We start from the raw sequence: 23,368 nt of genomic DNA on the forward strand, positions 1-23,368 counted from the left end.
TACAAAGTTGTAATTTACCGAAAACTTTCCCGGTATGTTCGAGAATAATTGTAATTTACAGTAATTATGTAGAAAAAATGGCACGCTAGTGCTAATTGCAAAAGTTGTGCACAGGTTTATCCACAGCCTGTGGAAACTGTGGAAAGTGTGGAAATGTCGAAACCATTCACATAATTCTCCACAGCCTGTGGATAACTTTCCTTTTCTCGGTGTGGAAAAGAGTGGGATTCCTTGGGAACGGGTGGAAAGAGAGTGGGATTGGGTGGCAACAGGGTGAATCACCGGGAATATCAAGAATTCACATGACCCGGGAAGTTCGCATTCCTCACTTCCCTCGAGCCTGAGAGTGTGGAAAAGGGTGCCCCCATTCCTCCTCTCTGAGGCAGAGAATCGGTAAAGGATTACCTTCGGGATGTCTGAGCGAGGTGAGATCGGCAGTATCAACGGTCGGATCATCACCGCCATCGAAGCTCACACCCACGAACCCCGTCCCGAGGGAATGAAAAGCCAGAGGGTGGCGACGGCGAACACCCCAATGAGGTCTGCCGAAAACTTTAGATTCCCCCCGGCGCTGAGCAACAGAAAATGTCCCCTGGTTTCATTGACATCCACACGCCTTTCATGGGCTAAGGGGTGGTGGTCTCGGGGTGGCTTCACCCTGGAGAAAGCCCGCCGTTCATGATGATCCAGATGAAGGCCGCATACTTTTCCTCAGCGCGGTGATCTTGGCGATGTTCTGCAAGACAGTGATGCCCTACAGAGGACTGAGGTGTTCCCCTCAGGACGGCATCACTGGGGGCCACGAGCGAAACTGATTCCATCCCCGGGGTACCGAAGGGCAGGTCATCGATGGTGGGGCGGGCAGGTGTCCCGGAACCCATCTCGATGATGTGCTGGCGGGTAGTTCACACTCATTTTCCACCCGAACTTTGACACCGCACCGTCAAAGTGCTGAGTGGGAAAAAGCATTCCTAGAACTTTTCATTGACCCCCCACCCCCGTGAGTTGCGGGCCCACGTTCCCCAGAAGATACTGTGCAGACTCCCGCCGCGGTCCGGACTAGTGGAATCACTCCTTATCTCCGGGCTGCATGCTCATCCATGAAGAGTAAGTCTGACTTTTCGATGTGCATATGCACCATCACCTCAATGAAGATCAACTCTCCTTGGGGTGAACAGCAGGAGCGGGGGTTTGAGATCATGCTTTTTAAGATGCGTGTGTCTCATACCGTCGGCTATGGAGCCATGCCATGGCCGATACCTCAGAGAATCCACGGTGCTGTCCTAGCGGGGGCACCTCATTTAAAAACAAGGGGAACGCTGCAGTCAGCGACCCCTTCACGCTCAGTCAACACAGTCCTCGAACAGGAAGGGCGCCCGCTATGTCAGCAATGGTGCTCCTAGGTCTTATCGCTTCAGCGGCCCTCTTGGTCGCGTTTGCCCTTCTTAACATGGGCAAACTCACCCCAGACCATTACACATATCAAATCCTCAACTTCGCCGGCGCCGGTTTCCTGGCTGCCTCCGCGGCCAACCCGATGAACGCCGGTGTCTTCTGGGCCGAACTGATCTGGTCGCTGCTGGGCCTCTACGGCATCATCACGATCTGGATGAAACGTCGCGCCCAGAAGACCGTATCGACGTCTCCGGCCCCCTCGCCCGCCCCAATCCCGTACCTCGCAGCCGCGTAGCGGAACACAAAAAGAGTGTGAATCATGGAACCTTTGATATTTTCCCATGAGATCGGCATCATCGCCGGTATTTTTCTGGTCGTGGCGTACGGGCTGATGAACTTCGGTGTGCTGACCACGAATTCCCCGATGTACCAGGCGTTGAATGTCCTGGGTGCGCTCGGTTTCGCGTATACCGCTGTCTCGCCTTTCAACCCTGGCCTGTTGCTCACTGAGATCGTCTGGGTCGTCGTCGCGGTGGGGTTCTTGTGGAAGATTTTCACCCGCAAGAAAAAGGTGTCGAATGATGTGGCCGACGCAGAGACTGTCCTGGTGAGCGTCCCGACCAGATGATGAAGCGATCATGCTCGCCGGGTAGGGCCGGGGACCCGATCCCCGGATAGTGGACGCGGTGATTTGATCAGGAAACAGATTTCGAAATAACAGGATCTCGCTTCTCAAATATGGCTGGAGCGAGATATCCGCATCAGGAATGTCGATGAGCTAGCGGGTGACGGTGATGATCGGCCATGGCGGCGTCGACCACCACAGACTCCTTGTCTGCGCCTCCTCCCGCCAGGCTTCAAGCGCTTCAGACCCCGACGACACCGGGCCGTGAGGTCCGGTTCTCTCAGCTAACGGACACAACCGCAACCATGACCCTTGTGGGCCTGGGTTAGTATCGGCGGGTGTCTGAATTGCGTGTCATCCGAGCCCATGCGGGCCTTTCAATCGCGTCCATTATCGCGTGGATTGTCTTCGCGCTGGTGTTATCCGCCGTATCGTTTAAGGCCTCCGTGCTGTCTAGCGTGATAATCGGATGCTTGGCGGTGATTTCCTCGGTGGGTTGTCTGATTGCTTTTTGGTTTGCACGTCGCGCAATTGAGGATGAGGGAAAAAGAGGAAATTCGATTTTATTCGTGATCGGGGCCCTCTGCTTGGTCGTCGGTTGGGGCACCAGCGTCGCTGGTTGGTTTGAGGAATATCAAGCAGGTTCAGCACTCCCAATAATTAATCTTGGCTTTCTGCTTTTACCTATTGGTGCGATCTCCGCGATTGCCGCGACCAGGGCCAAGCCTCAGCTCGGGTAATCCGCCACCCCTGCGCCGGACCCCTGTGATGCTATAGCTCTCTCAAAACAAAAGCTTCCTGATAAGCGTGTTTGAGCGCTGATCCGCTTCACCAGGGTTGTTGACTTTCTAACCATGGCCGCAACCTTGACCACCGCCCTCACGGGTGAGGAAATCACCATCCTCAAAACCTATAAACGCTCCCGATTCAGCCTCGTCCAACACAAAGCCGAAGCACTCCTGCTTCTTGATGACGGCGTGACCCCGGACATCATCGCCCGGTTCGTCGAGCGGCAACCCTCCACCATTACCACCTGGATTCTGGAGTTCAACCGACTACGGATCGCCAGCCTTTTCACCGGCCACGCAGCCAATACCAACGCCTCAAAACTCACCCCGGCACAACGCGCAGAGATAGCCACGGCCCTATCCCAGCCGCCGTCCGCTAGGGGCATCCCAGCCCAGTTCTGGACCGTGCCACAGGTAAAAGACTGGATAGCCAGCCAGTTTGATGTCGTCTACGACTCTGATACCACCTACCACCTGCTGCTTCGGCATGCGGGCCTGAGCTTTAAATACCCACAGGTCTTTGATAAACGCCGCGGCAGTGACGCAGACATTGATGCCCGGATGGCCCAGATCCGTGACGAGATCGCAGATGCACTTAAAGATCCAGGCCAGGTGGTTTTTGCTGCTGATGAAGTCCGTGTTGAGCATGAAGCAGAAGTACGTAAAGCCTGGATACACAAGGGTCATCCCACAACGTTAAGTGTGGATCGCATCCGTCGGGCACAGTCCTACATCGGGTTCCTGTCACAGACCACCGGCGAGGTGGATTTACTGCGGTTGACGTGGCAGAACACCGAGACCATCACCCGGGCACTGACCACCTTGGTGGACAGGCATCCGGGCAAGAAGATCACCGTGGTGTGGGATAACGCGAGGTGGCACAGGTCAAAGAAGCTCCGCGAGCACCTGGGTGAAGGCAATGTATTGGCCAACGTGCACCTGGTGTGGTTGCCACCCTATGCACCGGATCATAATCCGATTGAGAAGGTGTGGAACGAGGCGAAAGCAGCGATCAGCAACCGCCAGCGATTGCACTTTGAGGACACCGTGGTTGGGTTTGAGACGTTTATTGCGTCATCAACTTTTTCCTACCGGATCTGACCTGGTGGGTGAAGCTTTTGATTTGAGAGAGCTATACTACATCTTGGTAGTCACTGATTCGCTCCGGAGGACTCCAAGCCAACGGCCTCACATCTCCATAGTGAAGAGCCATCACACTCCGTCACCTCTACCCCGACTGTTAAAAGCGACGGTCCACTAGTGTGCCGCTTAGTCCAGTACACGACCATCGCGGATTTCCACTACATGGTCCATGGCAGGCAGCAGGCCGCGGTCGTGCGTGACCATGACAGTGGCGAAGCCGAGGTCCAGTGTCAGGGAGCGCAACAGTTCCACGATCTCGCGGGAAAGCTGATGATCCAGCGCGGAGGTGGGTTCATCGGCGAGCAGGAGTTCGGGCTCTCCCATCAACGCCCGGGCAATGTTGACACGCTGGCGTTGGCCGCCGGAGAGCTGATGCATTCGGCGGTTGCCGAACCCACCCAGTCCGACGCAGGCGAGAAGGTCATCAGCATGCTGGCTGCGGCTTCGCAGTGCCTTGCCGCGCACGCCGCGGATGTGGTCGGTCAACAGGAGCTGATCGCGGGCATTGAGTGAGGCGACAAGGTTGGGCTGCTGGAAGATGAAACCGATGTGCTCGCGACGGATACGAGCCCGTTCGGTCTCATCGCGGCCGCCTACCCCCTCGCCTGCCACGGTCACCGTGCCGGAGTCGGGGGACACCAGCGCCGCTGCGACGGAGAGCAGGGTTGACTTGCCGGAACCGGACTCACCGATGATCGCGGTCATCTCACCGGCCTGGGCGGTCATGGACACCCCGTTCAGTGCGGTGACGGTTCCGGTGCCATCCGGGTAGACCACCCGGGCGTCGGTGATTTTGAGCTGGGTTTTGAGGGTGGTGGTGAGAGACATTTACGCGTTACCTCCGAGTGCGATCATGGGGTCAACTTGAGAGACCTTGCGGGTGGCGAAGAAGGCGCCGAGGATCCCGAGCAGCCAGATACCCACCGCGGGGCCGACCACAGTGACCGCAGTCAGCTCAAATGGGACGGCCTGGCCAGCTAGGGTGCCCAGGCCCCAGCCCAGGAGCGCACCAGCAATCGCGCCGATGGCGAGGATGACGGCGGATTGACCGAGGGCATCGCGCAGCAGATAGCGCCCAGAGGCGCCGAGGGCACGCAGGATGGACAGGTCGCGGGTGCGTTGGATGGTCCACACGGTGAGGAAGGAGACCGTGACCAGCGCGGAAATGGCGTAGAGGAAGCCCTGCATGGCCACCAGCGAGCCCTGCTCTGAGCTATAGGCGGGCAGACCGGCAAACGCCCCGCCGGTGACCACGGCCTCGGTGCCGGTGGTGGCTGCCGCGGCATCCCAGGCATCCTTGTCCAAGGAGCCGTCAACCATCAGCACCGTACCGATAATGCCGTCGCTGACATGTGCCACATCAGTCCAGGTTTCGGTATCCGCCCAGACCACGGGGCTGTGGGAGTAGAATTCGTCGGCAGTGATCCCAGTAACTGCCACGTCCCTACCACCCAGGGTGACGGTGTCACCGACTGCGACGTCCTGTTCCTTCGTAATCGACTCCGAGAGTACGATACCCTCGCCGAGCTGATCGCCGCCGGGCAACTGTGTACCGGTGGGCAGGCCGAGCACCGCGACTGACGACGCCCCGGTGGCCTCCAGACGGGTCTGGGTGGCACCGAGTGGCACGACTGTGTCAACTCCAACCATGCCCTGCCACTGCTCAACCAGTTCACTGTTGACCTGGCTATCGGTGAAGGAGACGTCTGCGTCCTCCGCGTCCGGGTTGGTGGCGGTGAATACGTAGCGATCCGGATCCAGTTCTTCCAGAGCGGAGGTGTTCTGCTGACCAAGTCCACCGGTCAAACCGGTGAGCATGACCAACAGGAGGGTGATCAGCCCCACGACCGCGCCGATGAGAGTGAACCTCCCCTTAGCGTGGACGAGGTCGCGCAGACCGAGAAACATATGAGGTGCCTTCCTTGATGCAACAGCTGGTTACGTGCTGGTTTCCATTGTGTTCGGCCAGGTCAGCACATACATCGGGTATCTCGTTGAACCCTGGGTCAACCATCTGGTTGATTCGGTTCATCCCGTTGGTGGACTAGCCTGAGGTGCTGTGAGCACCCCTGTCCCCACCACCACCCCAGCGTCAGGCGCCGATTCCATGCACACCAGCGCACGCGACAGCACCGCCCGCCCCCTGGTGCACGTGTTGTTACTGCTGCGGGTGGCCCTGCATATGATGTTCGCGTTTCTGCTGGTCTTCGGACTCCTGCGCTACCTCGCTGGCGATCTGGACCGCGCACACACCACTCCGGTGTTGCCGCTGGCCTGCACACTGGCGGTCATATATCTGCTCGGCACCATGTGGGAGGATCGGTTTGCTCGGGGACGTGCTCCGTTCAACCCATCGTATGGCGCACCATGGTGGCTGGCGGCGGTGACGGCACTGTGGATCGGGTTGGTCCTCCACAGCCAGGATTTCGTCTGGCTGCTCTTTCCGCTGGTCTTCCTCTTCCTGCACCTGCTACCGCGAGTCATGGGACTGATCGCGGTGATGGTGCTGTGGGCGGTCGCTGCCTTTGGGTCGGTGCTCCTGCATCCAGCGGACTGGGGGATCTCCTCGGCCATCGGGCCGTTGATCGGCGTCGTCTTCGCGGTGGCCGTCTATTACACCTACCGGGCCCTGCATTCAGAGGTCCGTCACCACCAGCAGGTGGCTGAGCAACTGCGCACCACCCGCGAGGAACTGGCGTTAAGTGAACACCAGGCTGGTCGGTTGGAGGAACGCGAGCGGTTATCCCGGGAGATCCATGACACCGTGGCCCAGGGGTTATCTTCGATTCTGCTGGTTTCCCGAGCCGCCGGTAACAGCCTGCGCCAGGGTGATACGGCAGCCACTTCCCAACAGCTGAAGACGATCGAAGAAGCGGCGGGCGATAATCTCGCGGAGGCTCGCCGCTTCGTCCGCAATCTAGCCGCCCCTTCCCTGGGCACTGATCTGCCGACTGCGCTGCGGGAGGTCATCCGGCGGGTCGAGGATCGGCAGCAGGCGTTGGGTCGGCCCCTGGCGATCTCGCTGCAGCTGGCCGGCGACGCCCGCCGGGAGCTGCCGGAGACAGTCGCCACCGCAGTAGTACGGGTGTGCCAGGAAGCACTCACGAACGTGGTCAAGCATGCTGCCGCGGACACCGTGGTGGTCACCCTGGCCGTATGGGACCTAGAACTGACCTTGGATGTCTTCGATGACGGCACTGGCTTCGACCCGACTGCCGTGGGGGCGGATAGCTACGGCCTGGATGGATTGTCTCGACGCTTAACCGCGCTCAGCGGTAATCTCGCGATCGAGTCCGAACCGGGAGAGGGCACCGTGCTGGCAGTGCAGATTCCGTTGACCTCTGCCCGCTCGTCCCAGAAGGAGATCTGATGATCCGCGTGATGCTCATTGATGACCACCCGGTGGTTCGCGCTGGGTTGCGCACGATCCTGGACGACTTCGCTGACATCACCGTGGTGGCCGAGGGCGCTACCGGCCAAGCAGCGCTGGCCCCAGCCGAGGAGGTGGATGTGGTGGTGATGGACATCCAGATGCCCGGCATGGACGGCATCACCGCCGCCCGAAAACTCAGCGAGGCCGGTGGCCCGCCGGTGTTGATCTTGACCACCTATGACACGGAGGCCGACATCGTGGCCGCCATCGAAGCAGGTGCCCTGGGCTATCTGCTCAAAGACGCGCCCGAGCACATGCTTCACGATGCCGTGATCGCCACCGCCGATGGCCGTCGCACGCTTTCCCCGGAGGTGGCCGCAGCGCTCATGGAGCGGGTGGGTAAGCCACAGCAGATGCTCTCGGTCCGAGAGATCGAGATTCTCCAGGCATTATCCACCGGAGCATCGAATAAGAAACTGGCCAAGTCGCTGTTTATTTCAGAGGCAACGGTGAAAACCCACCTGGTGCACATCTATCAGAAGCTCGGGGTGGAAAACCGGACGGCAGCGATCAACATCGCCCGGGAGCGGCGCCTGATCTAAAGCTGCTAGATGTCGTTATTAATCAGCGGTCTTTGGACCTGACCCCTGTTTGGTGGGCGCCGTGAAACCAAGAATGCAGTGCGGGAGTCTGGACTCAATTGGACCATTGTTCGCCCGACCGGACTGAAGGATGCTCCTGCTCATGGCACGTGGCGGGCATATGAGGTCTCTGATGGGGAAATGTAGGGCGGAACCATTCCCCGGGGTGATCTGGCTGCTTTCATATTGGAAGTTGTGGCAGATGACTCGACCATTGCTAAGGCGTTCGGTGTCAGCAGCTAACGCGTGCATCTGCGTTCTGTTGTAGAGCTCGCTATCTGGGGGTCGGGTCCTCAGGTATCTTTTCCCTACCGCAAACAGCATCAACCGATCTGTATCGCTGAAAACGGTAATCTCTCGGTCAGCATGTCCTCGGCCTACGGCCTGCCCTTTGGGACCTATCCCCGATTGATCATGTGTTGGCTGGCCCACGCGGCCATGTCTCCAGTCAGGGGCAGGGGAGGCGTTACACCAGCGATACCAGCGGCATGTTCACGGAAATAGGGGCCCAACCGGTGGCCCAGGCGTTGATCGGCTCAGCAAGGGCCGGAACCGTCTCAACACTGGTGACAACAGGCGAAGAAAACAACGCCACAACCAGGCCGGTTGTGGCGTTGTTGGGTTTAGGTGTTGTTGCTTGCTTGTTCGACATCCACGCGTCCTGGTAGAAAATGGTTGCTCCACCAGGTGCTGGTGAATCCGGAACCCGCTGTGCGCCTTGCCCACACCCTCGCACGGTGATGAAGGAAAGCTACGACCGGTTACTGCGCGTCCACCGTCTGTAGCTCGTGGTGGGCAAGGCGCAGGCTCTCACCGTCTTCGATGAGCTGCTCTGTGTTTTCGCTGTTCTTACGGTGCAGGATGGTACCGAGGGCGTCGCGAAGCACGGCCGTGGGGTCCACAACCAGGCGCATCTCGCGGTAGCCGACGTGGTTGTCCGGGCGAACCAGCAGACATCCGTCGTCGGCGATCTCACGGAGTCGGAACCAGTCGCCGTAGGTGTCGGTGTAGTCCTGGTCGGGGCCGATCTGGTACGCAGGGATCTCGATTCCGAGCTCCTCGGAAAGGGTCTGGGCGGCGTCCACCCAGGCCTGTCCGTTGGTGCCGGTGAGCACCGTGAAGTGTCCCCCACCGCAGATGTCGAGAGTAGAGATCTTTGGTGCCGCGGGGTTGGGCGAGCTGAGCCAGGCGTGCGGCAGGCGCGCACCTGGGTGCGTCGTCGGCTGGTAGTGCAGCTCTGGATCGGTTTCCTGGGCCGGCCACGGGGTGCCGTCAGCAACCACGGCCGTAGATTCGTAACGCTGTCCCATCTCCACACCCAGGGCATTGAACTCGTAGTTCTTGATCTTCAGAGCGTTGTGGAGGGCCTGACGGCGACGTTCGCCTTCCTCGGTTGGCTGCTTGCGGACATCCATCGCCGCTTGCATGGCCTCGGCATCATCTGCCGGATCGATACCGAGGGCACCGAGAACATGGTCGAATTCAGTGATGGACTTGTTGGCTCGGCGCACGATCTGCCGGGCGACCGGTACCCGCTCATCCTGGTAGGAGTCGATGAGCTCCTCACCGGCCTTACCGTTGAGGATCATGGCCAGCTTCCAGGCGATGTTGTAGGAATCCTGGATGGAAGTGTTCGACCCCAGGCCGTTGCTCGGCGGGTGACGATGGACGGCATCGCCAACACAGAGCACGCGTCCCTTCATGTTCTGCGTGGCGTAGATGTCGTTGACCGTCCACAGCGACCAGTGGTGGACCTTGACCTCCAGATCAGGGATGCCGACTAAGTTACGCACGATGTCTGCGGCCTTGGAATCGTCCATTTCCGGCGGGGGCTGGTTGATGTCGTAACCCCAGGTGACCAGCCACTCGTTCCAGGGCCGGACCATACGCACCAGGCCGAGGCCGATACCGCCGACAGAGGCCCCGGGCTGGAGGACCCAGTACAGCGAGGACTGGCGGTCCTGGCAGTACTCGCTCAGGTCCATGTCACAGTGGATGTTCATGGACCCACCGACCCCCATTTCCCCATCCATGGGTAGCTCGAGGTCTGCGGCGATCTGAGAGCGCCCACCATCAGCGCCGATGAGGTACTTCGAGTGGACAGTGTAGGTGTGACCGGTCAACCGGTCACGGACAGTCGTGTGCACGCCGTCAGCATCTTGGGTGTGGGAGACGTATTCGGTCTTCCAGCGGAACACCGCCCCGCGGGCCATGGCATTACGCACCAGGATCGGCTCGAAGTGGGTCTGGGGAAGATCGCAGTTCAACGTCGGGGAGGCGGCAACGTATTCGCCCTCCCGGTCCGGGCCGGTACCCCAGGAGTGGACGCGGCCGAATTCCTCGCCGTTGATGGCGGTGCAGAACACTGTTTCCCCGATCATGGAGTGGGGGACTTCTTCGGCCTTGATTTGGTCTTCGATACCCATATCCCGCATGAGCTCCACGGTGCGCTGGTTGGTGATGTGCGCTCGTGGGGTGTTGGCGGTGTTGGCGTATTTACTGGCCACGACGCAGTTGATGCCGTATGTGGACAGGAAGAGGGCTGCTGAGGAGCCCGCGGGGCCGGAACCCACGATGAAAACGTCGGTGCTGAAATCTGCGGAAGTGGTGGTGGTCATGATGATCAGTTCTCCTAAAGTTGTCTATGTGGTGACGGGGGCCAGCACGATATCGAAACGGGTCTTCGCCCAGGTCCCGTCGCCCATCCCCGACACATCTCGTCCGTCCGGGGTCGGGGTGCCGGCGGGTTGCTGCTCGAAGGTCTTGATCAACGAGTCCTTGACCCCGAAGACGGAGTCACCGATCTCCAACTGGGGGTCACCGTCAACGAAGATGTGGGTGACCAGGGTGCGGTACTCCGGGGCGGTGACCATGAAGTGCAGGTGTGCGGCACGTACCGGTGAGCGGCCCACGGACTGCAGCATCTGGCCCACCGGGCCGTCGTGGGGGATCGGGTACGGCACCGGGGTCAGGCCCCAGAACCGGTAGTTGCCCTGCTCGTCGGTGTGGAGATAGGCCCGGCCTGCCATGCGGTTATCGTCGTACTGCACGTCGTAGAGGCCGTCCTCGTCGCACTCCCACACCTCGATGCGGGCATTCGGGATGGGATTGCCGTCGGTGTCGGTGATGGTTCCCTCTACCCACGCGGGCTGGCCTTGGGCGCCGCCGGCGATGTCGCCGCCGTGGGTGACCTCGGGGGCGTCGTCGAGGAAGAAGGGGCCGAAGACGGTGGCCTCGGTGGCATCCTCATAGGCTTCGTTGTTGACGGCGATGGTCTGCATCGAGGCCCCCAGAGTGTCCGACAGCAAGACGAACTCCTGGCGTTTGTCGTCGGTGATGTGTCCGACGGCGGTGAGGAACTCGATGGCCTGGTTCCATTCCTCCTCGGTCAGGCGCACATCCCGGATGAAATCATGCAGGTGCACCGTCAGGCGCTGCATGAGCAGCTTCAGGCGCGGGTTCTCGCAGTGGTCGAAGGAGGCGACGACTCGGTCGACGAGGTCGTCCTCCACCTGACGCTGAGCATCGGAGATGTGGGGGGTGTGAAGTGTCTGGGTCATCGGGTTCTTCCTTCGACGAATTCGTTGATGCGGGCCGGATCATCGCCGTGGAAGGCAGCGGTGATCAGCGCGGTGATGTTGTCATGTGTGACTTTCCTGGGGTTGCCGGTCGGTGCCGCAGCTAGCACCCGGTCCACCGCCTCGGTGATGCCGCTTTCTGGCATGCCCAGTTCGGACAGGGACCCCGAGGCACCGATTTCCTGGTAGAGGCCGTTGAGTTCGGTGATTGCGTCGTCGCCTCCCAGTGCCTGGGCCAGGGCCTCGGAGATCTCTGGGATCGCGGGAAGATTGAGGGCGGCGACGTAGCGCAGAACCACCGCATGGGTCTCGGCGTGCGGCAGGTTAAAGGTCCCTCCCAACACGTGGCAGATCTTGTGGTGCAGCCCGGAACCAGCGGAGGCGAACGCTACCCCGGAGAGATAACAGCCGTAGAGCGCCTGCTCCCGGGCCTGCTGTCCGCTGTCTGCGGACAGAGCCCGCAGAGCTGACGCCAGGGCGCGAGCCGATTCGAGTCCCAGTGCCCGGTTGATTGGGTCCGCCTGCGGCGCCCAGAGGGAGTCGATGCTGTGGGCCAGGGCATTGAGCCCGGAGGCGATGGCCATGCCCGGTGGCAGGGTGGCCACCAGATCGGCGTCGTAGATCACCACCGCAGGCAGGACAACCGGGTTCACCCCGGTGGTCTTGGTGCGCTCCTCCGTGATGCCCCACACTGGGGTGGCTTCAGAAGCAGCGTAGGTTGTTGGCACCGCGATGATGGGTAAGGAAGTGTCCAGGGCGATGGCCTTGGCCAGGCCGGTGGCTGAGCCTCCGCCGATGCTTATTAATCCGTCCACCCCGGAGTTCCGGGCTACCGTGGTGGCGGCGTCCGCGACTGAACGCGGTACGTGCTGCACGGCATCCCGCCAGTGCTCGGCGGGAGAGAGGACGGCCGCCAGTTTGTCGGCCACCTCGTGGGTGCCTTCGGTGGAGATGAGCATCGGCCTGCTCATTCCCAGCTGCGCTGCCTCGCTGAGGACTCGCTCAATGACCCGACCACTGTCGAGCACCACTCGTTGGGAGAGGGTGTCGTGAGTAAAACTTAAGGAGCTCATTGCCCTGTTCTTTCCGCGCACCCATCATGGAAATGATGTGGGTTGCGCCATCGACCAATCATGGTGTGAAGTGGATTCGATTCGCTCGCTCATCACTTCTTTTAGGTCGCGATAGTCACCCGGACCGGCTTTGCAGCAGCATTTCCTGCAAAGTTTTTAATTCGCTTCGTGACCAGATCAATGGCTTCGGCGCTGCCCGGTAGGACGTTAACCATGGAAAAGAAGGTGTGCATTTGGCCTTCCCACCGGTGATGTTCCACCTCGACGCCGGCTTCCTGCAGGGCATCCGCGTAGGCTTCACCCTCGTCACGAAGCACATCGTGTTCAGCAGTGATGACTAATGCTGGGGGAAGACCGGCCAACGACTGGGCGTTGAGCGGGGTCGCTGCCGGGTTACTTCGATCAGTGACATCCGGAGCGTACTGATCCCAGAACCACTGCATTGCGTCGAGGGAGACCAGCGTCTGGTTTTCCGCGGCGAGGTAGGAGCCGCGGGTGAAATCAGCGTCGGTGACCGGGCAGACCAGAATCTGTGCCTGCAGCATGGACGAGTCTTCATCACGAGCTCGCTGAGCAACGACAGCGGCTAGGTTTGCTCCGGCACTGTCGCCGGCGACCATGAGAGGAAGGAACTGCCCGCCCTGTTTCGCGACATTTTCCTCCGCCCATTTCAAGCCAGCCCACGCATCTCCAACGGGGATGGGGAAAGGGTGTTCTGGGGCCTTGCGGTACTCCACCAACACCACAGCCGCACCGGACTTCTCGGCGAGTTGCCGTCCGAGGGTGTCGTAACCCGTGAGATTTTCCAGTACCCATCCTCCACCGTGGTAGTAAACAACTACGGCGGTGGGGGAAGGGGAAGGAAGTAGGACGCGAACGGTAAATTCCCCGCCGTCCTCACCCGTGACCTGATAGTCACGCGCCTTGTCCATTTCTGGGCCGGGGCCGTACAACTCATCCAGACCGGATGTGGCTTCGCGTGCTTCGGGGGCGGACATCTCCCAGAGCGGGCGATCGCCGGCGTTTTCCGCTGCGGCGGTAAGAAAGCTGCTCGTCGCTTCATCAAATGACATGTGGGTCTCCTGGATTCACGCAATTGAGGGGTGGAAAAATGCCGTACTGATGTCACGCAGTCGGAGACACGGAACTCATTTCCGACAGCTTGTGCCATGTTCGGCTGCAATAGACCAGTGGGGTGGGTTCTGCCGATGTATCGACATGAGTTTCCACCAGTTCGATAGCTGCCAGCGTGGACCCGTTGACATCGATGGAACCGACGATCTTGCCACGCATCCATACACGGGAATTCAGCAGGTACGGCTCGCCCGACGGAAGTCGATCCCACAGGGACGTATCACCGAAGCGATCGGCACCGGGTGTGGCAAACAGCTGAGCCAGGTCGAGTTGCTCCCTGCCGAGAAGGTGGACGACCACATGCTCTGCAGTGCGGATCTTTTGGGCGGAACGAGAAAGGGCGGAAAGGTTGAGGGCGATCGTCGGAGGATCGGCGGAGACACTGCTGACGCTGGTGGCGGTCAGGCCGACCGGGCCGGTTCCAGGATCCGCGGTGACGATGGCGACACCGGCGGGGTGCGTTCGAAAGGCGTTGCGGAAATCCTGAGACATTTCCGCGGAGCGGGTCTGGGTAGGGACCGCAGTCATCGTAGTCATGGGTATTCTCTTTCGTCCTAGGCTGTTACTCGAACGGGGTGGGTTCTTCGAGGTTGAAGAAGTTCCAGTGGGAATCAGGGGTGGTCAAACCTGCGAGGTACTTGCCGACCTGCTGCAAGACAACGGGTCCGCTGGTGACGTGACCGGTGCCGACGTGCATGTCGCGGAACGTGCGCTGGAGGTCACCACGGCGGGCAAGGGCGGTAGCGGTCCACAGGTGAACGGTCTGACTGACGTCGTGGGCCGCCCAGGTGCTGTTATTGAGAACGAGGCGGGTCAGTGTCTCCTGCTGCATGGTCAACTTTTCACCGGCGTCAAGGATGCGCTCGTTGTCCGTCCACACCTCCATCGCCCATGCGCGTGCGGAGCGCATCCGAGCCTCGGCCTTGGCGTATTCGGCGTGGAATTGATCGGTGTTGGTGGATGCACCGGGCTGGTTCTTCTTCTTGGCGGCGTGCTCCTGCATCTCGTCGAGGAAGCGGCGACCGACGCCGAGCGCCCACCCGGTGTGACAGATCCCTGACATCAGTGCCAAGCCGGTTTTGTACAGGGCACCACCGGCCAGGGGGTTGGTCGTGTTGGGCTCGTAGACGTAAGCATCCGGAACAAACACGTCTTCGCATGAGTAATCGATGCTGCCGGTCGCGCGCAGGCCGAGCACGTCCCAGTTGCCGTTAAGACTGGCCTTCTCCCGGGGGAAGTGCACCATCATGACGCGGCCGTTTTCCTCGTCGATGGCGCCGGTATGAATCCAGTTTGCGTGGGGCATACCCGAGCCGAAGAACCAGTTGCCGCTGACCTTGTAACCGCCGTCGACACGCTCGGCTTTGCCGAACCGGGTGCCCTGGCCGGCGACGAGCGCGTGTTCGCCGTCTTCGGGGAACAGCTCGCGCTGCGCCTCCTCCGGCAGGTAGGCGGCGGTGGTCCCGGAAATCATCTGCAGCACCATGAGCACCCAGCCGGAGGCCGGATCTGCCCGAGATACCTTTTCCAGGACCGCGATCGTCTGGGTGGGCTTTAGCTCGTAGCCACCGAGTTTTTCCGGAATACCGATCTTGAAAGCGCCGACGTCTTTAAGCGCCTGAAAGCTCTCATCGGTCAGGTGTCCAAGTTCCTCGTTCTTCTCACCGTTGGCCCTCAAAAGGTCGGTGATTCCGTCGAGGCGGTCCATGAGCGCTTCAAACTCGTGTCCCGGGTTGAGGCCGGTGCGGTTCGAGGTTCCTAAGGTCGTAGTCATGGTCTTCCTTGTCTCTCGGTGTAGCGGTGTTCCCATAATGTAAGCGGAGTCACAAGCTTTGCCCTATCGATTGCGTGAGCACCCCTCTCGATTCCGTGCATCTTTATGATTTTCGGCACAGTGCTAGGTTTATGTGTCATGAAGCATGAATCGTGGTTGGGTGGGGTGGGCATTGAATCGAGTGGCCGCCGACAAAATCTCGAGGCCTGGGGCGAAAGGGTCGGCAACGATGTCATGCCGTTCCGGTTTGCGGTCCAGGACGACAACGCCTTTCAGGGTGACTTTCAAGCCGCAAAATTCCTCAGCGCCAGCATTTTCTCCATGGCGACTAGGGATCACACCGCCGAACGCACTGTCGAGCACGTCAGGAACGAGGATGACGAGTATGTCATCGTCACCTTCCAGGTTGGCGGCATGCTGAAGCTCACCCAGCACGGCAAACAAGTTCAGCTGACTCCCGGCCAGATCGGGTTGTATTTGTCCAGCAAACCGGCCCAGCTCGAGTGCTACGGCGACTACCAAAGCCATAGCGTCCGCATTCCCCTTGACCGCCTCAACACCAGGTCAAAACGGTGGGAAGGGCTCGGGGCACTGACCTTTGACGGCAATCAGGGTCTGGCACCACCGATATTGAACTTTCTGACGGGGCTGTACCCCACGGAACCCACGCTTACATCGTCGGCTCGGGCGGCGGTAGCAAACCACCTTGTCGGTCTCATTGAGGCAATGCTGGGGGATCTGCACCCGTCCGAGGAAGATTCTCTTCAATCTCCTGCAGCGGAGTTGCTGGAGCAGTGCCTCATCTTCATTGAGGCGAACTTGTCGGATCCTCAACTCAACCCCCAGATGGTGGCGGACTCCGCTCACATTTCTGTTCGTTACCTGCATCAGATCTTCAAGCAGTCAGGGATGACCTGCGCCAGCTACATCCGGTTGCGGCGCATGGAGAGAGTGAGAGCAGATCTGGCGCTGGAAGAGTTCGCCATGGTGCCAGTCGAAAAGCTCCTTCAGCGGTGGGGCGTGCAGAACCCATCGCACTTCGGGCAGGTGTTCAAGCGAATCGAAGGATGCACTCCCACCGAGTTTCGCAGGCAAGCGATCGGGGCCCGTGGCACGCGCTAGGTGTGCTTCATCGGGATTGTCGAAACGTTGTGAACAGGGCTTCTGATGATTTCCGCCCAGACCGTACGAGGGGTGAAAGTAGTAGTCAATAGCTGATTTCATATAGCTATGTGCCAGGGCAGGGCCTGCACGCACTTTCTGATATTGACGACCACCACCGGCGAGAAGAATCCCCATTGGCTGCTGATGCATCCTGCTCCGAGCGGAACAGACTTGTCATCACCGAGCCTGTCAAGGGTCCACCCTCAATAAGAACCCGCTCGCCCTATCGTAGAAAAAGGAAAAAGCACCCCCTCATCCTTGGGTCAGAGGTCGGGGCAGAAGGGGGTGTTTTGGTTGCGGTCGAAAAGGGCGGGGAGGGGTTCACCTCAAGAAAAATGGCACTAAATGTGCCAATCAAAAATGAGGATGCGCCCAGAGTGGGGAAGCGCGGGCTGCGGGTGGGGGTTGAGGCTAAATTAGTCGGTGGCGGGACGTGAGGCGATATCACCTTCGAAGTACTGGATGGGGTGAGGCTCCTCAATGGGGGAGTAGTGGGAGGCATCGCCGACGATGATCCGGGACTTCTCCCCGGCGACGGAGGTCGGGACGGCGCCGGCCAGGGTGACCCGGCGGACCACCCGTTCCTGCTCACCGAAGTCGGCGAAACCATAGTGCTGGGTGGCGTGGTTATCCCAGATGACCAGATCCCCCTCGGACCACTGCCAGCGGAAGGTGTTGCCCGGCTTGAGGATGCGCTCCTGGAAGATCCGGAAAAGATCAGTGGATTCATAAGAGCGCAGGCCAACGAAGTTCTTCACGAAGTGCCCGAGCAGCAGGGAACGTTCCCCGGTCTCCGGGTGGACATGAACGACGGGGTGCTCGGTTTCGTAGTACGTGCTGATGAATTTCTCGTGATAGGTCTCACCGCGAACACCACGTTCGATGCCGGCGGAGGCGTAGTCATACTCATTGGAGTGGACCGCCCAGAGGTTATCGGCGAGAACACGCAGCGGTTTAGGGAGCTTGTTATAGGCCGCCACGGTATTCGCCCATTGGGTGGCGCCACCGTAGGAGGGGATCACCGGTGAACGCAGGATCGAGGCCTTGGGGATCCGGTCAATGAAGGAGACATCGGTGTGCCAGGAATTGGCGGCCCCCTCGATGGACAGATGGTCTCTGCCCCGGGAAGTCACGGTCGGATGGGCAATCGTGGGGACCCCCAAGCGCTGGGCGAAGGCGTACTGCACCTCATCATCGACATGGTGCTGATTGCGGAAGGCAACCACCTTGTGGGTCGCCAGCGCGGTGTGGATGTACTCAACTTCGGCATCGGAGATATCACCGGAAATGTGGATCCCCTCAATCAGTGCTCCAATATTCTGGCTGAGACGAGTTGTGGTGGCGGTGTGGAGTTCTGCGGGGATGGATGTCACGGTGGTCATATTGCGGCTCTCCTGGATCGGAAATTCATGGTGTTCTTCCGCTGGCCGACATATTTGCGGGGTGTCGCTGAGGCCGAGGATCATCACTGTCGCCATCAAAGACAACGGGACGCTCGCACTGTCTTCGGAAGACCGTGAATCCGGTGCACAAGACCTTATCGACGCCGCGCGGGTGCCTCGTCCCTCCGCCCAATAGCCGCGCCGGGTTGGGTAGCACCAACCTTGAGTGGCTCGATGAGGAAAAGACTGTGGAGTGCCCGGGTAGTTCGTGGGGGCTGCCGCTAAGAAGAGCGACCCATGATCGCTGACAACACAATCCGATGGTGAAGGGCAGGGTGGGCAACAGGACACCATGTGAAACCCACTCATGAATCACAGGAATCTTCGACTCTTAAGGTGCCCTGCACCTTGGCCTGCCTGAGGTCAGGTCCAAATGACAAAAGTGAGACAGCTCCGCCATCGGCGTGAACTCCCATGACAGGGAGGGGGAGAATGACAAAAGATGATGCTTGCTCAGATGCCCCCTTTTTAACTCCTGCCGCAATGCTGCAGTCAGAATGATCGGCCAGCTCAGCGAGGGTTAGCGTCGATTCGAGGGGGCGCTGTTTAGTTGCGCGCTCAATATTCCTGGGGGAGTGAATGACAAAAGATTGCGCCGTTGCGGGTCTTCCCATCAGTTGCGGTTCTTCCCCCAACGCAAGAATTATCCGAAGCCCAGGGGAGTGGGCAGAGTGAATGACAAGAATTCTCCTATGTCGAGACCAGCCAGCGGAACTTAGACATAAATTGCCCGGTGCCGCTGCGCTTAGCCACTTTGTTGCCCGCGCCACCAGCCCGCGCCCGCGCCTCCTGCAACGTCCACACCAGCGCCACCAACCCAGGCCCAGACCCCGAAAGCAGCACGAAAAAATCCCCGAATCACAAAAGATCCGGGGATTTCCCTGCCACAACAGCCCACGCCACCCAGGGTGGGCAGCGGAATTACAAAACCTTTAACGCCAACCCATGGTCATCAGCAACCCGATGATGAAGAGACCGAAGCCAATGCCGTAGTTCCAGGGGCCGATCTCCGCCATGAAGGGGATCTGGGGGCCCGCGAGATAGTTGACGATCAGCCAGATCAGACCCAGCAGGATCAGGCCGAACATGATGACCTTGTACCACATCGGGGTGCCACCCGTGTTGATCTTCACCGGGGTGCGGTTGGCTGCACCACTCGAAACCTGGGGTGCCGAGTTCTTGGAGATTTTTGCCTTGGGCATGTTCACACCTTCGTGGATCGGTTCGCTCTGTGCTGGCTGCACTCCCTCGAAATTCCCCCGCAGACTCAGCTGCCGGAGCGCCGGAACCAGGGAATCACAAAAATTCGGCCTTCGTGATGAGTGCAGGCTTTCCTGAGAAACATGCTAGCAGCTCACCGCCTCAAGCAATCAGCTAAGAAGTCGGATTGTCCCGCAGCTCACCGTCTCAGGGGCACCCACCACCCCGCCGCTCATCCATATCCCCGGCCGTCCAGCCACCTGAAAGATGTTCGGCCCCGGAGAAAACTCCGGGGCCGAACATCTTTCTATCCTTCAGCGCTAGAACCGCAGTTCAGGCGGAAGCTGAAGGGGAGGAATGCTTCAAGGCAAGTCACCGATGGGGTTGAGCACGCTGAGATCAAAGCGGTAGTAGCGCACATTGATCTGCGTGTCCTTGGTGATCACCGCACCTTCCTCCGGGGAACTCACCGCAATCAGATCCTGGTCGATCAGGACCGCGGTGCCCACCGGGTCACCGGCCACCAGGGAACTGTCCGGTGCACTCCACCCGGCATCACGCAGTGCCCGCAGCGCATCCGCGCGGTCCACTCGGGTGATGTCCGGCATCAGGATCTGCTGGCCATTTGACACCTGGACGGTGACCACGGAGCCACGCGGCAGGTTGCTGCCCTGCGCGTCGACGTTGAGCACGGTGTCCTCATCTTCCTGGGAGTCGATGTACTCCGCCTGGGGGGTGAAACCCAGGGAAATGAGGGTGCTTTCCGCCTGGGACCACTGCATTCCGGTCAGGGAAGGGACGAGGACCTGTTCCGCACCGGTGGAGACGGTGATGGAAACCCGGGAGCCCTTCGCCAGCTCGGTGCCGGACACTGGGGTCTGTTCGATGACCAGGCCGACCGGCACATTGTCATCCGTTTCCTCCCGGACGGTGGAGTCCAGTTCCAGGCCCGCCTCGGCCAGGGCCTGGGCCGCTGCCTCGGTGGTCATCCCGGTGATGTCGGGAACATTGGTCATCTCTTCACCGGTGGAGATCACGAGCGTGACCCGGGCACCGGCCTGCAGCTGGGAACCAACCACCGGTTCCACCCGGATGACATTGCCCTCCTCGATATCGGGGCTGGGTTCCTCAGCGGTATCCACATTGAGACCCAGTTCCTCCAGCACGGAGACGGCCTCATTTGCCGGCTTGTCGATGACATCCGGAATGGTCACCATCTCAATGGTCTGGGTGCCACCGGGGCCACTGGTGGGGCGGAAGGCATCCCAGGCGAAGACGGCAACCATGCCGAGCACCACCACGGTCAGCAGAGCAGCCACGGTGGCCAGCCAGCGGTTTTTACGCTGTCCTGTGGGCCGTCGGCCTTCCAGGGAGCGGTTTCCCCCAGTCGCCGCCGGCACCTGTGTCGCAGCAACCCCGGCACCGGCCGCACCATAACCGCCCCCGGCCACGATGGTCGGGGCATCATCGGCGGGTACCACTGCGGTGGGGTTCGCCTCCCGGGACACCCGGGTGTCAGCCTCCGCACCGCCCCCGGCCTCCGGGGTGAGGTGGGTGCGTGCCGCCTTGGTCACCGCATTACGGGCCAGCAGGTCCAGGTCCGCGCCCATCTCATTGGCATCCTGGTAGCGGTCGGCGGGGTGCTTGGCCATGGCGGTCAGCACCACCGCATCCACGTTGACGGATTCGGTGGGGTTGAGCCCACTGATCAGCTCCGAAGGTGGGGTCGCCTCCTCCTGAACATGCTGATAGGCCACCGCGAAGGGGGTTTCCCCCTCGAAAGGCGGCTGACCGGTGATGATCTCATAGAGCACACAACCCAGGGCGTAGATATCGGAACGGGCATCCGCCGGTTTACCGCGGGCCTGTTCCGGGGAGAGATACTGGGCGGTACCGATCACCGCGGAAGTCTGGGTCATCGCCGAGGTGTTGTCATCCAGGGCACGGGCAATACCGAAATCCATCACCTTCACCCGGCCGGTGTTGGTGATCATGATATTCGCCGGCTTTATGTCACGGTGGATGATGCCCGCCTCATGGGAGGCCTGTAGGGCGGCACAGGCCGGCTCCAGCACCTCGGCGGCGGCGGCCGGACTGAGCGGACCGTCCTCGCGCACGACGTCGCGAAGCGTGCGGCCGTGCACCCGCTCCATGACGATATAGGGGATGGCGATACCGTCGATCTCAGATTCGCCGGTGTCATAGATTGAGACGATGGAGGGGTGGTTCAGCCTGCCCGAGTTCTGGGCCTCACGGCGGAAACGCTCACGGAAGTTGGCGTCCCGGGCGAGTTCCACCCGCAGCATCTTCACCGCCACTTCACGCCCGATGAGGGTGTCCTCCGCCGCGTAGACCTGGGACATGCCACCGTTGCCGATGTTCTCCCGCAGTTCATAACGGTCACCGATCATCATGCTCACAGCGCACCGCCTTCCATCATGTCATTGAGCCCGCCGGGAAGATCCCGGTCGAGGTTGTCTGCACCTGGTTCCCGGGGGGAAACCGCAGGGGAGGAAACCTCCGGGGCGCTCTGCGGCATCTCCGTTGTTCCGGCACCCGAATCTCCGTCGCCGCCGCCACCATTTCCGTTACCACCGGTTCCATTCCCGGGGGAGGGAGCCGGCGCGGTGCTGGAGGGCAGGGTCTCCAGGGTTGGTGGGGGCACATCCCTGGTCGAACTGGGTGCGGAAGTCGGCGGCTGGGTGGTGTCCGGCCGGGTCTCCCGCGTCTCGCTCGGTTCCCGGGTGGGGGTCGGCTGAGGCACCGGATCCCAGTCCGGGGAAGTCACCGTGCCGGGCTGCTCCTCAGTGGGGGTGATGTATTCCGTCACCACCTCCGGGGAGGGGGGGAAGGTGGTTTCCTCATCCCGGTCGAAGGCACCATTGGCCGCCAGGTAGATCCCACCCGCCGCGGCAGCCGCCAAACCCATCGCGATCAACAGACCGGTGAGGAAACCCCCGCCCCCCGAACCCCGTATCGGCCGGGCCGGGGCGATCGCCGCCGGGGCCACCGGCCGGGGAGCACCCTGACCCGGCACCACCGGGCCCTGCGCGGCGCGGATCCCCAGCATCGTCGGCTGGGCGACATTGCCCAAGGCCACCGTCGAGGCGGAAGGGGAAGGCTCCGGGGCGCGCCGGGCCATCGCCGCCGACTTCGGCTGCGGCGGCCGGCTGCCATTACGCACCGCCGCCACCGCCAACGCCAGTTCATTACCATCCGCGAAACGGGTGCCGGGATCCTTGCGCAGTGAAATACCGATCAGCTCCCGGGCCTGCGCGCTGACCGAGGTGGGCAGCGCCGGCGGGGCCTGGTTGATGTGGGCGATGACCACCGACACCGAAGAATCACCGGTGAAGGGGCGCTTTCCGGAGAGCATCTCATAACCGACCACGCCGAGGGAGTACACATCCGAAGAGGCACTCACCGTCTGTCCCTGCGCCTGCTCCGGGGACACGTACTGGGCGGTGCCGACGACCATGCCGGTCCGGGTCAGCGGCACCGCGGCCGCCGCTTTGGCGATACCGAAATCGGTGATCTTCACCTGACCGTTCTGGGTGACCATCATGTTGCCCGGCTTGATGTCACGGTGCACCAGACCCATCCGGTGGATCACCGCCAGACCGTGCGCCGCCTGCTCCATCACATCCAGGGCCAATGCCTCATGGAGACCACCCTCCCGGGCCAGCAGATCCGCCAGGGACTCACCGCGGACATATTCCATCGCGATGAAACAGAAGGTGTGGCCGGCCGGGTCCGGGATCTCCCGGAAATCATAGGTGCGGACCACATTCTCGGAGTCGATGGACTCCGCCGCGATCGCCTCATTGCGGAAACGATCGAGAAACTCCCGGTTATCGGAAAATTCCGGGCGGAGCACCTTGATGGCGACCTCCCGCTCATGGACCATGTCATCCGCCAACCAGACCGTCGACATGCCACCATGCCCGATGATCCACTGCAGACGGTAGTCCTCACCGATCAGACCCTGGAGACGTTCCCGGCCGGTGGTGTCCTCACCATTATTCTCATTCGTCATCG

21 protein-coding genes are annotated in these 23,368 nt (G+C 60.9%); 8 read left to right on the plus strand and 13 right to left on the minus strand.

All coding sequences use genetic code 11. The features are described from left to right. The first annotated feature begins 1,390 nt into the window (after nucleotides 1-1,390). From COCCU_RS00140 to COCCU_RS00155, 4 genes are all read left to right on the plus strand, one after another. Nucleotides 1,391-1,690 (plus strand): CBU_0592 family membrane protein, encoded by a 300-nt coding sequence (locus COCCU_RS00140; protein WP_456236826.1) that lies wholly within the window; start codon nucleotides 1,391-1,393, stop codon nucleotides 1,688-1,690. A gap of 24 nt (nucleotides 1,691-1,714) precedes the next feature. After that, entirely contained in the window at nucleotides 1,715-2,023 is a 309-nt protein-coding gene (locus COCCU_RS00145; protein WP_156229616.1) for a CBU_0592 family membrane protein, read from the plus strand. Nucleotides 2,024-2,358: 335 nt separating this feature from the next. Further along, on the plus strand, nucleotides 2,359-2,760 hold the full coding sequence (locus tag COCCU_RS00150) for a hypothetical protein (RefSeq protein WP_156229617.1): 402 nt from the start codon (nucleotides 2,359-2,361) through the stop codon (nucleotides 2,758-2,760). Between the two features lie 114 nt (nucleotides 2,761-2,874). Beyond that, the gene (locus tag COCCU_RS00155; RefSeq protein WP_156229618.1) at nucleotides 2,875-3,909 is read left to right on the plus strand and encodes an IS630 family transposase; all 1,035 of its coding nucleotides are present in this window, start codon (nucleotides 2,875-2,877) and stop codon (nucleotides 3,907-3,909) included. Nucleotides 3,910-4,077: 168 nt separating this feature from the next. On the opposite strand, the gene COCCU_RS00160 is transcribed toward COCCU_RS00155, so the two are convergent. Together COCCU_RS00160 and COCCU_RS00165 are read right to left on the minus strand one after the other, a co-directional pair. Continuing rightward, nucleotides 4,078-4,779 carry an ABC transporter ATP-binding protein gene (locus COCCU_RS00160; RefSeq protein WP_156229619.1) on the minus strand — a complete coding sequence of 234 codons (702 nt, stop codon included), beginning with the start codon at nucleotides 4,777-4,779 and terminating at the stop codon, nucleotides 4,078-4,080. After that, on the minus strand, nucleotides 4,780-5,859 hold the full coding sequence (locus tag COCCU_RS00165) for an ABC transporter permease (protein ID WP_156229620.1): 1,080 nt from the start codon (nucleotides 5,857-5,859) through the stop codon (nucleotides 4,780-4,782). 151 nt (nucleotides 5,860-6,010) lie between these two features. Here COCCU_RS00165 and COCCU_RS00170 point away from each other — a divergent pair, with 151 nt between their 5' ends. Genes COCCU_RS00170 through COCCU_RS14900 form a run of 3 tightly spaced genes read left to right on the plus strand, consistent with a single transcriptional unit; the run spans nucleotide 6,011 to nucleotide 8,112 of the window. Continuing rightward, nucleotides 6,011-7,321, plus strand: a complete 1,311-nt coding sequence (locus tag COCCU_RS00170; RefSeq protein ID WP_331457796.1) for a sensor histidine kinase — start codon at nucleotides 6,011-6,013, stop codon at nucleotides 7,319-7,321. Continuing rightward, nucleotides 7,321-7,926: a response regulator gene (locus tag COCCU_RS00175; protein WP_156229621.1), complete on the plus strand. Its 606-nt coding sequence runs from the start codon at nucleotides 7,321-7,323 to the stop codon at nucleotides 7,924-7,926. The genes COCCU_RS00170 and COCCU_RS00175 overlap by 1 nt, the downstream gene beginning before the upstream one ends. A 45-nt stretch (nucleotides 7,927-7,971) precedes the next feature. Continuing rightward, nucleotides 7,972-8,112, plus strand: coding sequence for an NAD(P)H-binding protein (locus tag COCCU_RS14900; protein ID WP_156232433.1), 141 nt, complete (start codon nucleotides 7,972-7,974; stop codon nucleotides 8,110-8,112). A gap of 319 nt (nucleotides 8,113-8,431) precedes the next feature. Here the strand turns inward: COCCU_RS14900 and COCCU_RS00185 are convergent, their stop codons facing one another. From COCCU_RS00185 to COCCU_RS00215, 7 genes are all read right to left on the minus strand, one after another. Further along, entirely contained in the window at nucleotides 8,432-8,617 is a 186-nt protein-coding gene (locus tag COCCU_RS00185) for a hypothetical protein (RefSeq protein ID WP_156229622.1), read from the minus strand. A 109-nt stretch (nucleotides 8,618-8,726) separates the two neighbouring features. Continuing rightward, a complete protein-coding gene (locus tag COCCU_RS00190) occupies nucleotides 8,727-10,583 on the minus strand; it encodes an FAD-dependent oxidoreductase (RefSeq protein WP_156229623.1) in 1,857 nt (618 codons plus the stop codon). 24 nt (nucleotides 10,584-10,607) lie between these two features. Then, on the minus strand, nucleotides 10,608-11,525 hold the full coding sequence (locus COCCU_RS00195) for a dioxygenase family protein (protein ID WP_156229624.1): 918 nt from the start codon (nucleotides 11,523-11,525) through the stop codon (nucleotides 10,608-10,610). Next, on the minus strand, nucleotides 11,522-12,616 hold the full coding sequence (locus tag COCCU_RS00200) for a maleylacetate reductase (protein WP_156229625.1): 1,095 nt from the start codon (nucleotides 12,614-12,616) through the stop codon (nucleotides 11,522-11,524). Before COCCU_RS00200 ends, COCCU_RS00195 begins: the two co-directional genes overlap by 4 nt. A 101-nt stretch (nucleotides 12,617-12,717) precedes the next feature. Further along, nucleotides 12,718-13,689 carry an alpha/beta hydrolase gene (locus COCCU_RS00205; protein WP_156229626.1) on the minus strand — a complete coding sequence of 324 codons (972 nt, stop codon included), beginning with the start codon at nucleotides 13,687-13,689 and terminating at the stop codon, nucleotides 12,718-12,720. A gap of 52 nt (nucleotides 13,690-13,741) precedes the next feature. Next, nucleotides 13,742-14,287, minus strand: a complete 546-nt coding sequence (locus tag COCCU_RS00210) for a flavin reductase family protein (protein WP_197088387.1) — start codon at nucleotides 14,285-14,287, stop codon at nucleotides 13,742-13,744. 25 nt (nucleotides 14,288-14,312) lie between these two features. After that, nucleotides 14,313-15,524, minus strand: coding sequence for an acyl-CoA dehydrogenase family protein (locus COCCU_RS00215; RefSeq protein WP_156229627.1), 1,212 nt, complete (start codon nucleotides 15,522-15,524; stop codon nucleotides 14,313-14,315). Nucleotides 15,525-15,662: 138 nt separating this feature from the next. Between COCCU_RS00215 and COCCU_RS00220 the strand changes: the two genes are divergently transcribed. After that, nucleotides 15,663-16,646, plus strand: coding sequence for a helix-turn-helix domain-containing protein (locus tag COCCU_RS00220; RefSeq protein WP_197088388.1), 984 nt, complete (start codon nucleotides 15,663-15,665; stop codon nucleotides 16,644-16,646). Nucleotides 16,647-17,104: 458 nt separating this feature from the next. On the opposite strand, the gene COCCU_RS00225 is transcribed toward COCCU_RS00220, so the two are convergent. The 4 genes from COCCU_RS00225 to COCCU_RS00240 all read right to left on the minus strand — a co-directional run bounded on the left by COCCU_RS00225 (nucleotide 17,105) and on the right by COCCU_RS00240 (nucleotide 23,366). Further along, a complete protein-coding gene (locus COCCU_RS00225) occupies nucleotides 17,105-18,070 on the minus strand; it encodes a TauD/TfdA dioxygenase family protein (protein ID WP_156229629.1) in 966 nt (321 codons plus the stop codon). A gap of 992 nt (nucleotides 18,071-19,062) precedes the next feature. After that, complete coding sequence (gene crgA / locus COCCU_RS00230; protein ID WP_156229630.1) at nucleotides 19,063-19,332, minus strand: cell division protein CrgA; 270 nt, start codon at nucleotides 19,330-19,332, stop codon at nucleotides 19,063-19,065. Nucleotides 19,333-19,692: 360 nt separating this feature from the next. Next, complete coding sequence (pknB, locus tag COCCU_RS00235; RefSeq protein WP_156229631.1) at nucleotides 19,693-21,750, minus strand: Stk1 family PASTA domain-containing Ser/Thr kinase; 2,058 nt, start codon at nucleotides 21,748-21,750, stop codon at nucleotides 19,693-19,695. Then, complete coding sequence (locus tag COCCU_RS00240) at nucleotides 21,747-23,366, minus strand: serine/threonine-protein kinase (protein ID WP_156229632.1); 1,620 nt, start codon at nucleotides 23,364-23,366, stop codon at nucleotides 21,747-21,749. The genes pknB and COCCU_RS00240 overlap by 4 nt, the downstream gene beginning before the upstream one ends. Nucleotides 23,367-23,368 lie beyond the last annotated feature (2 nt).

The sequence above is a fragment of the Corynebacterium occultum genome, from assembly GCF_009734425.1.
In the GTDB taxonomy this organism is placed as follows: Bacteria; Actinomycetota; Actinomycetes; order Mycobacteriales; family Mycobacteriaceae; genus Corynebacterium; species Corynebacterium occultum.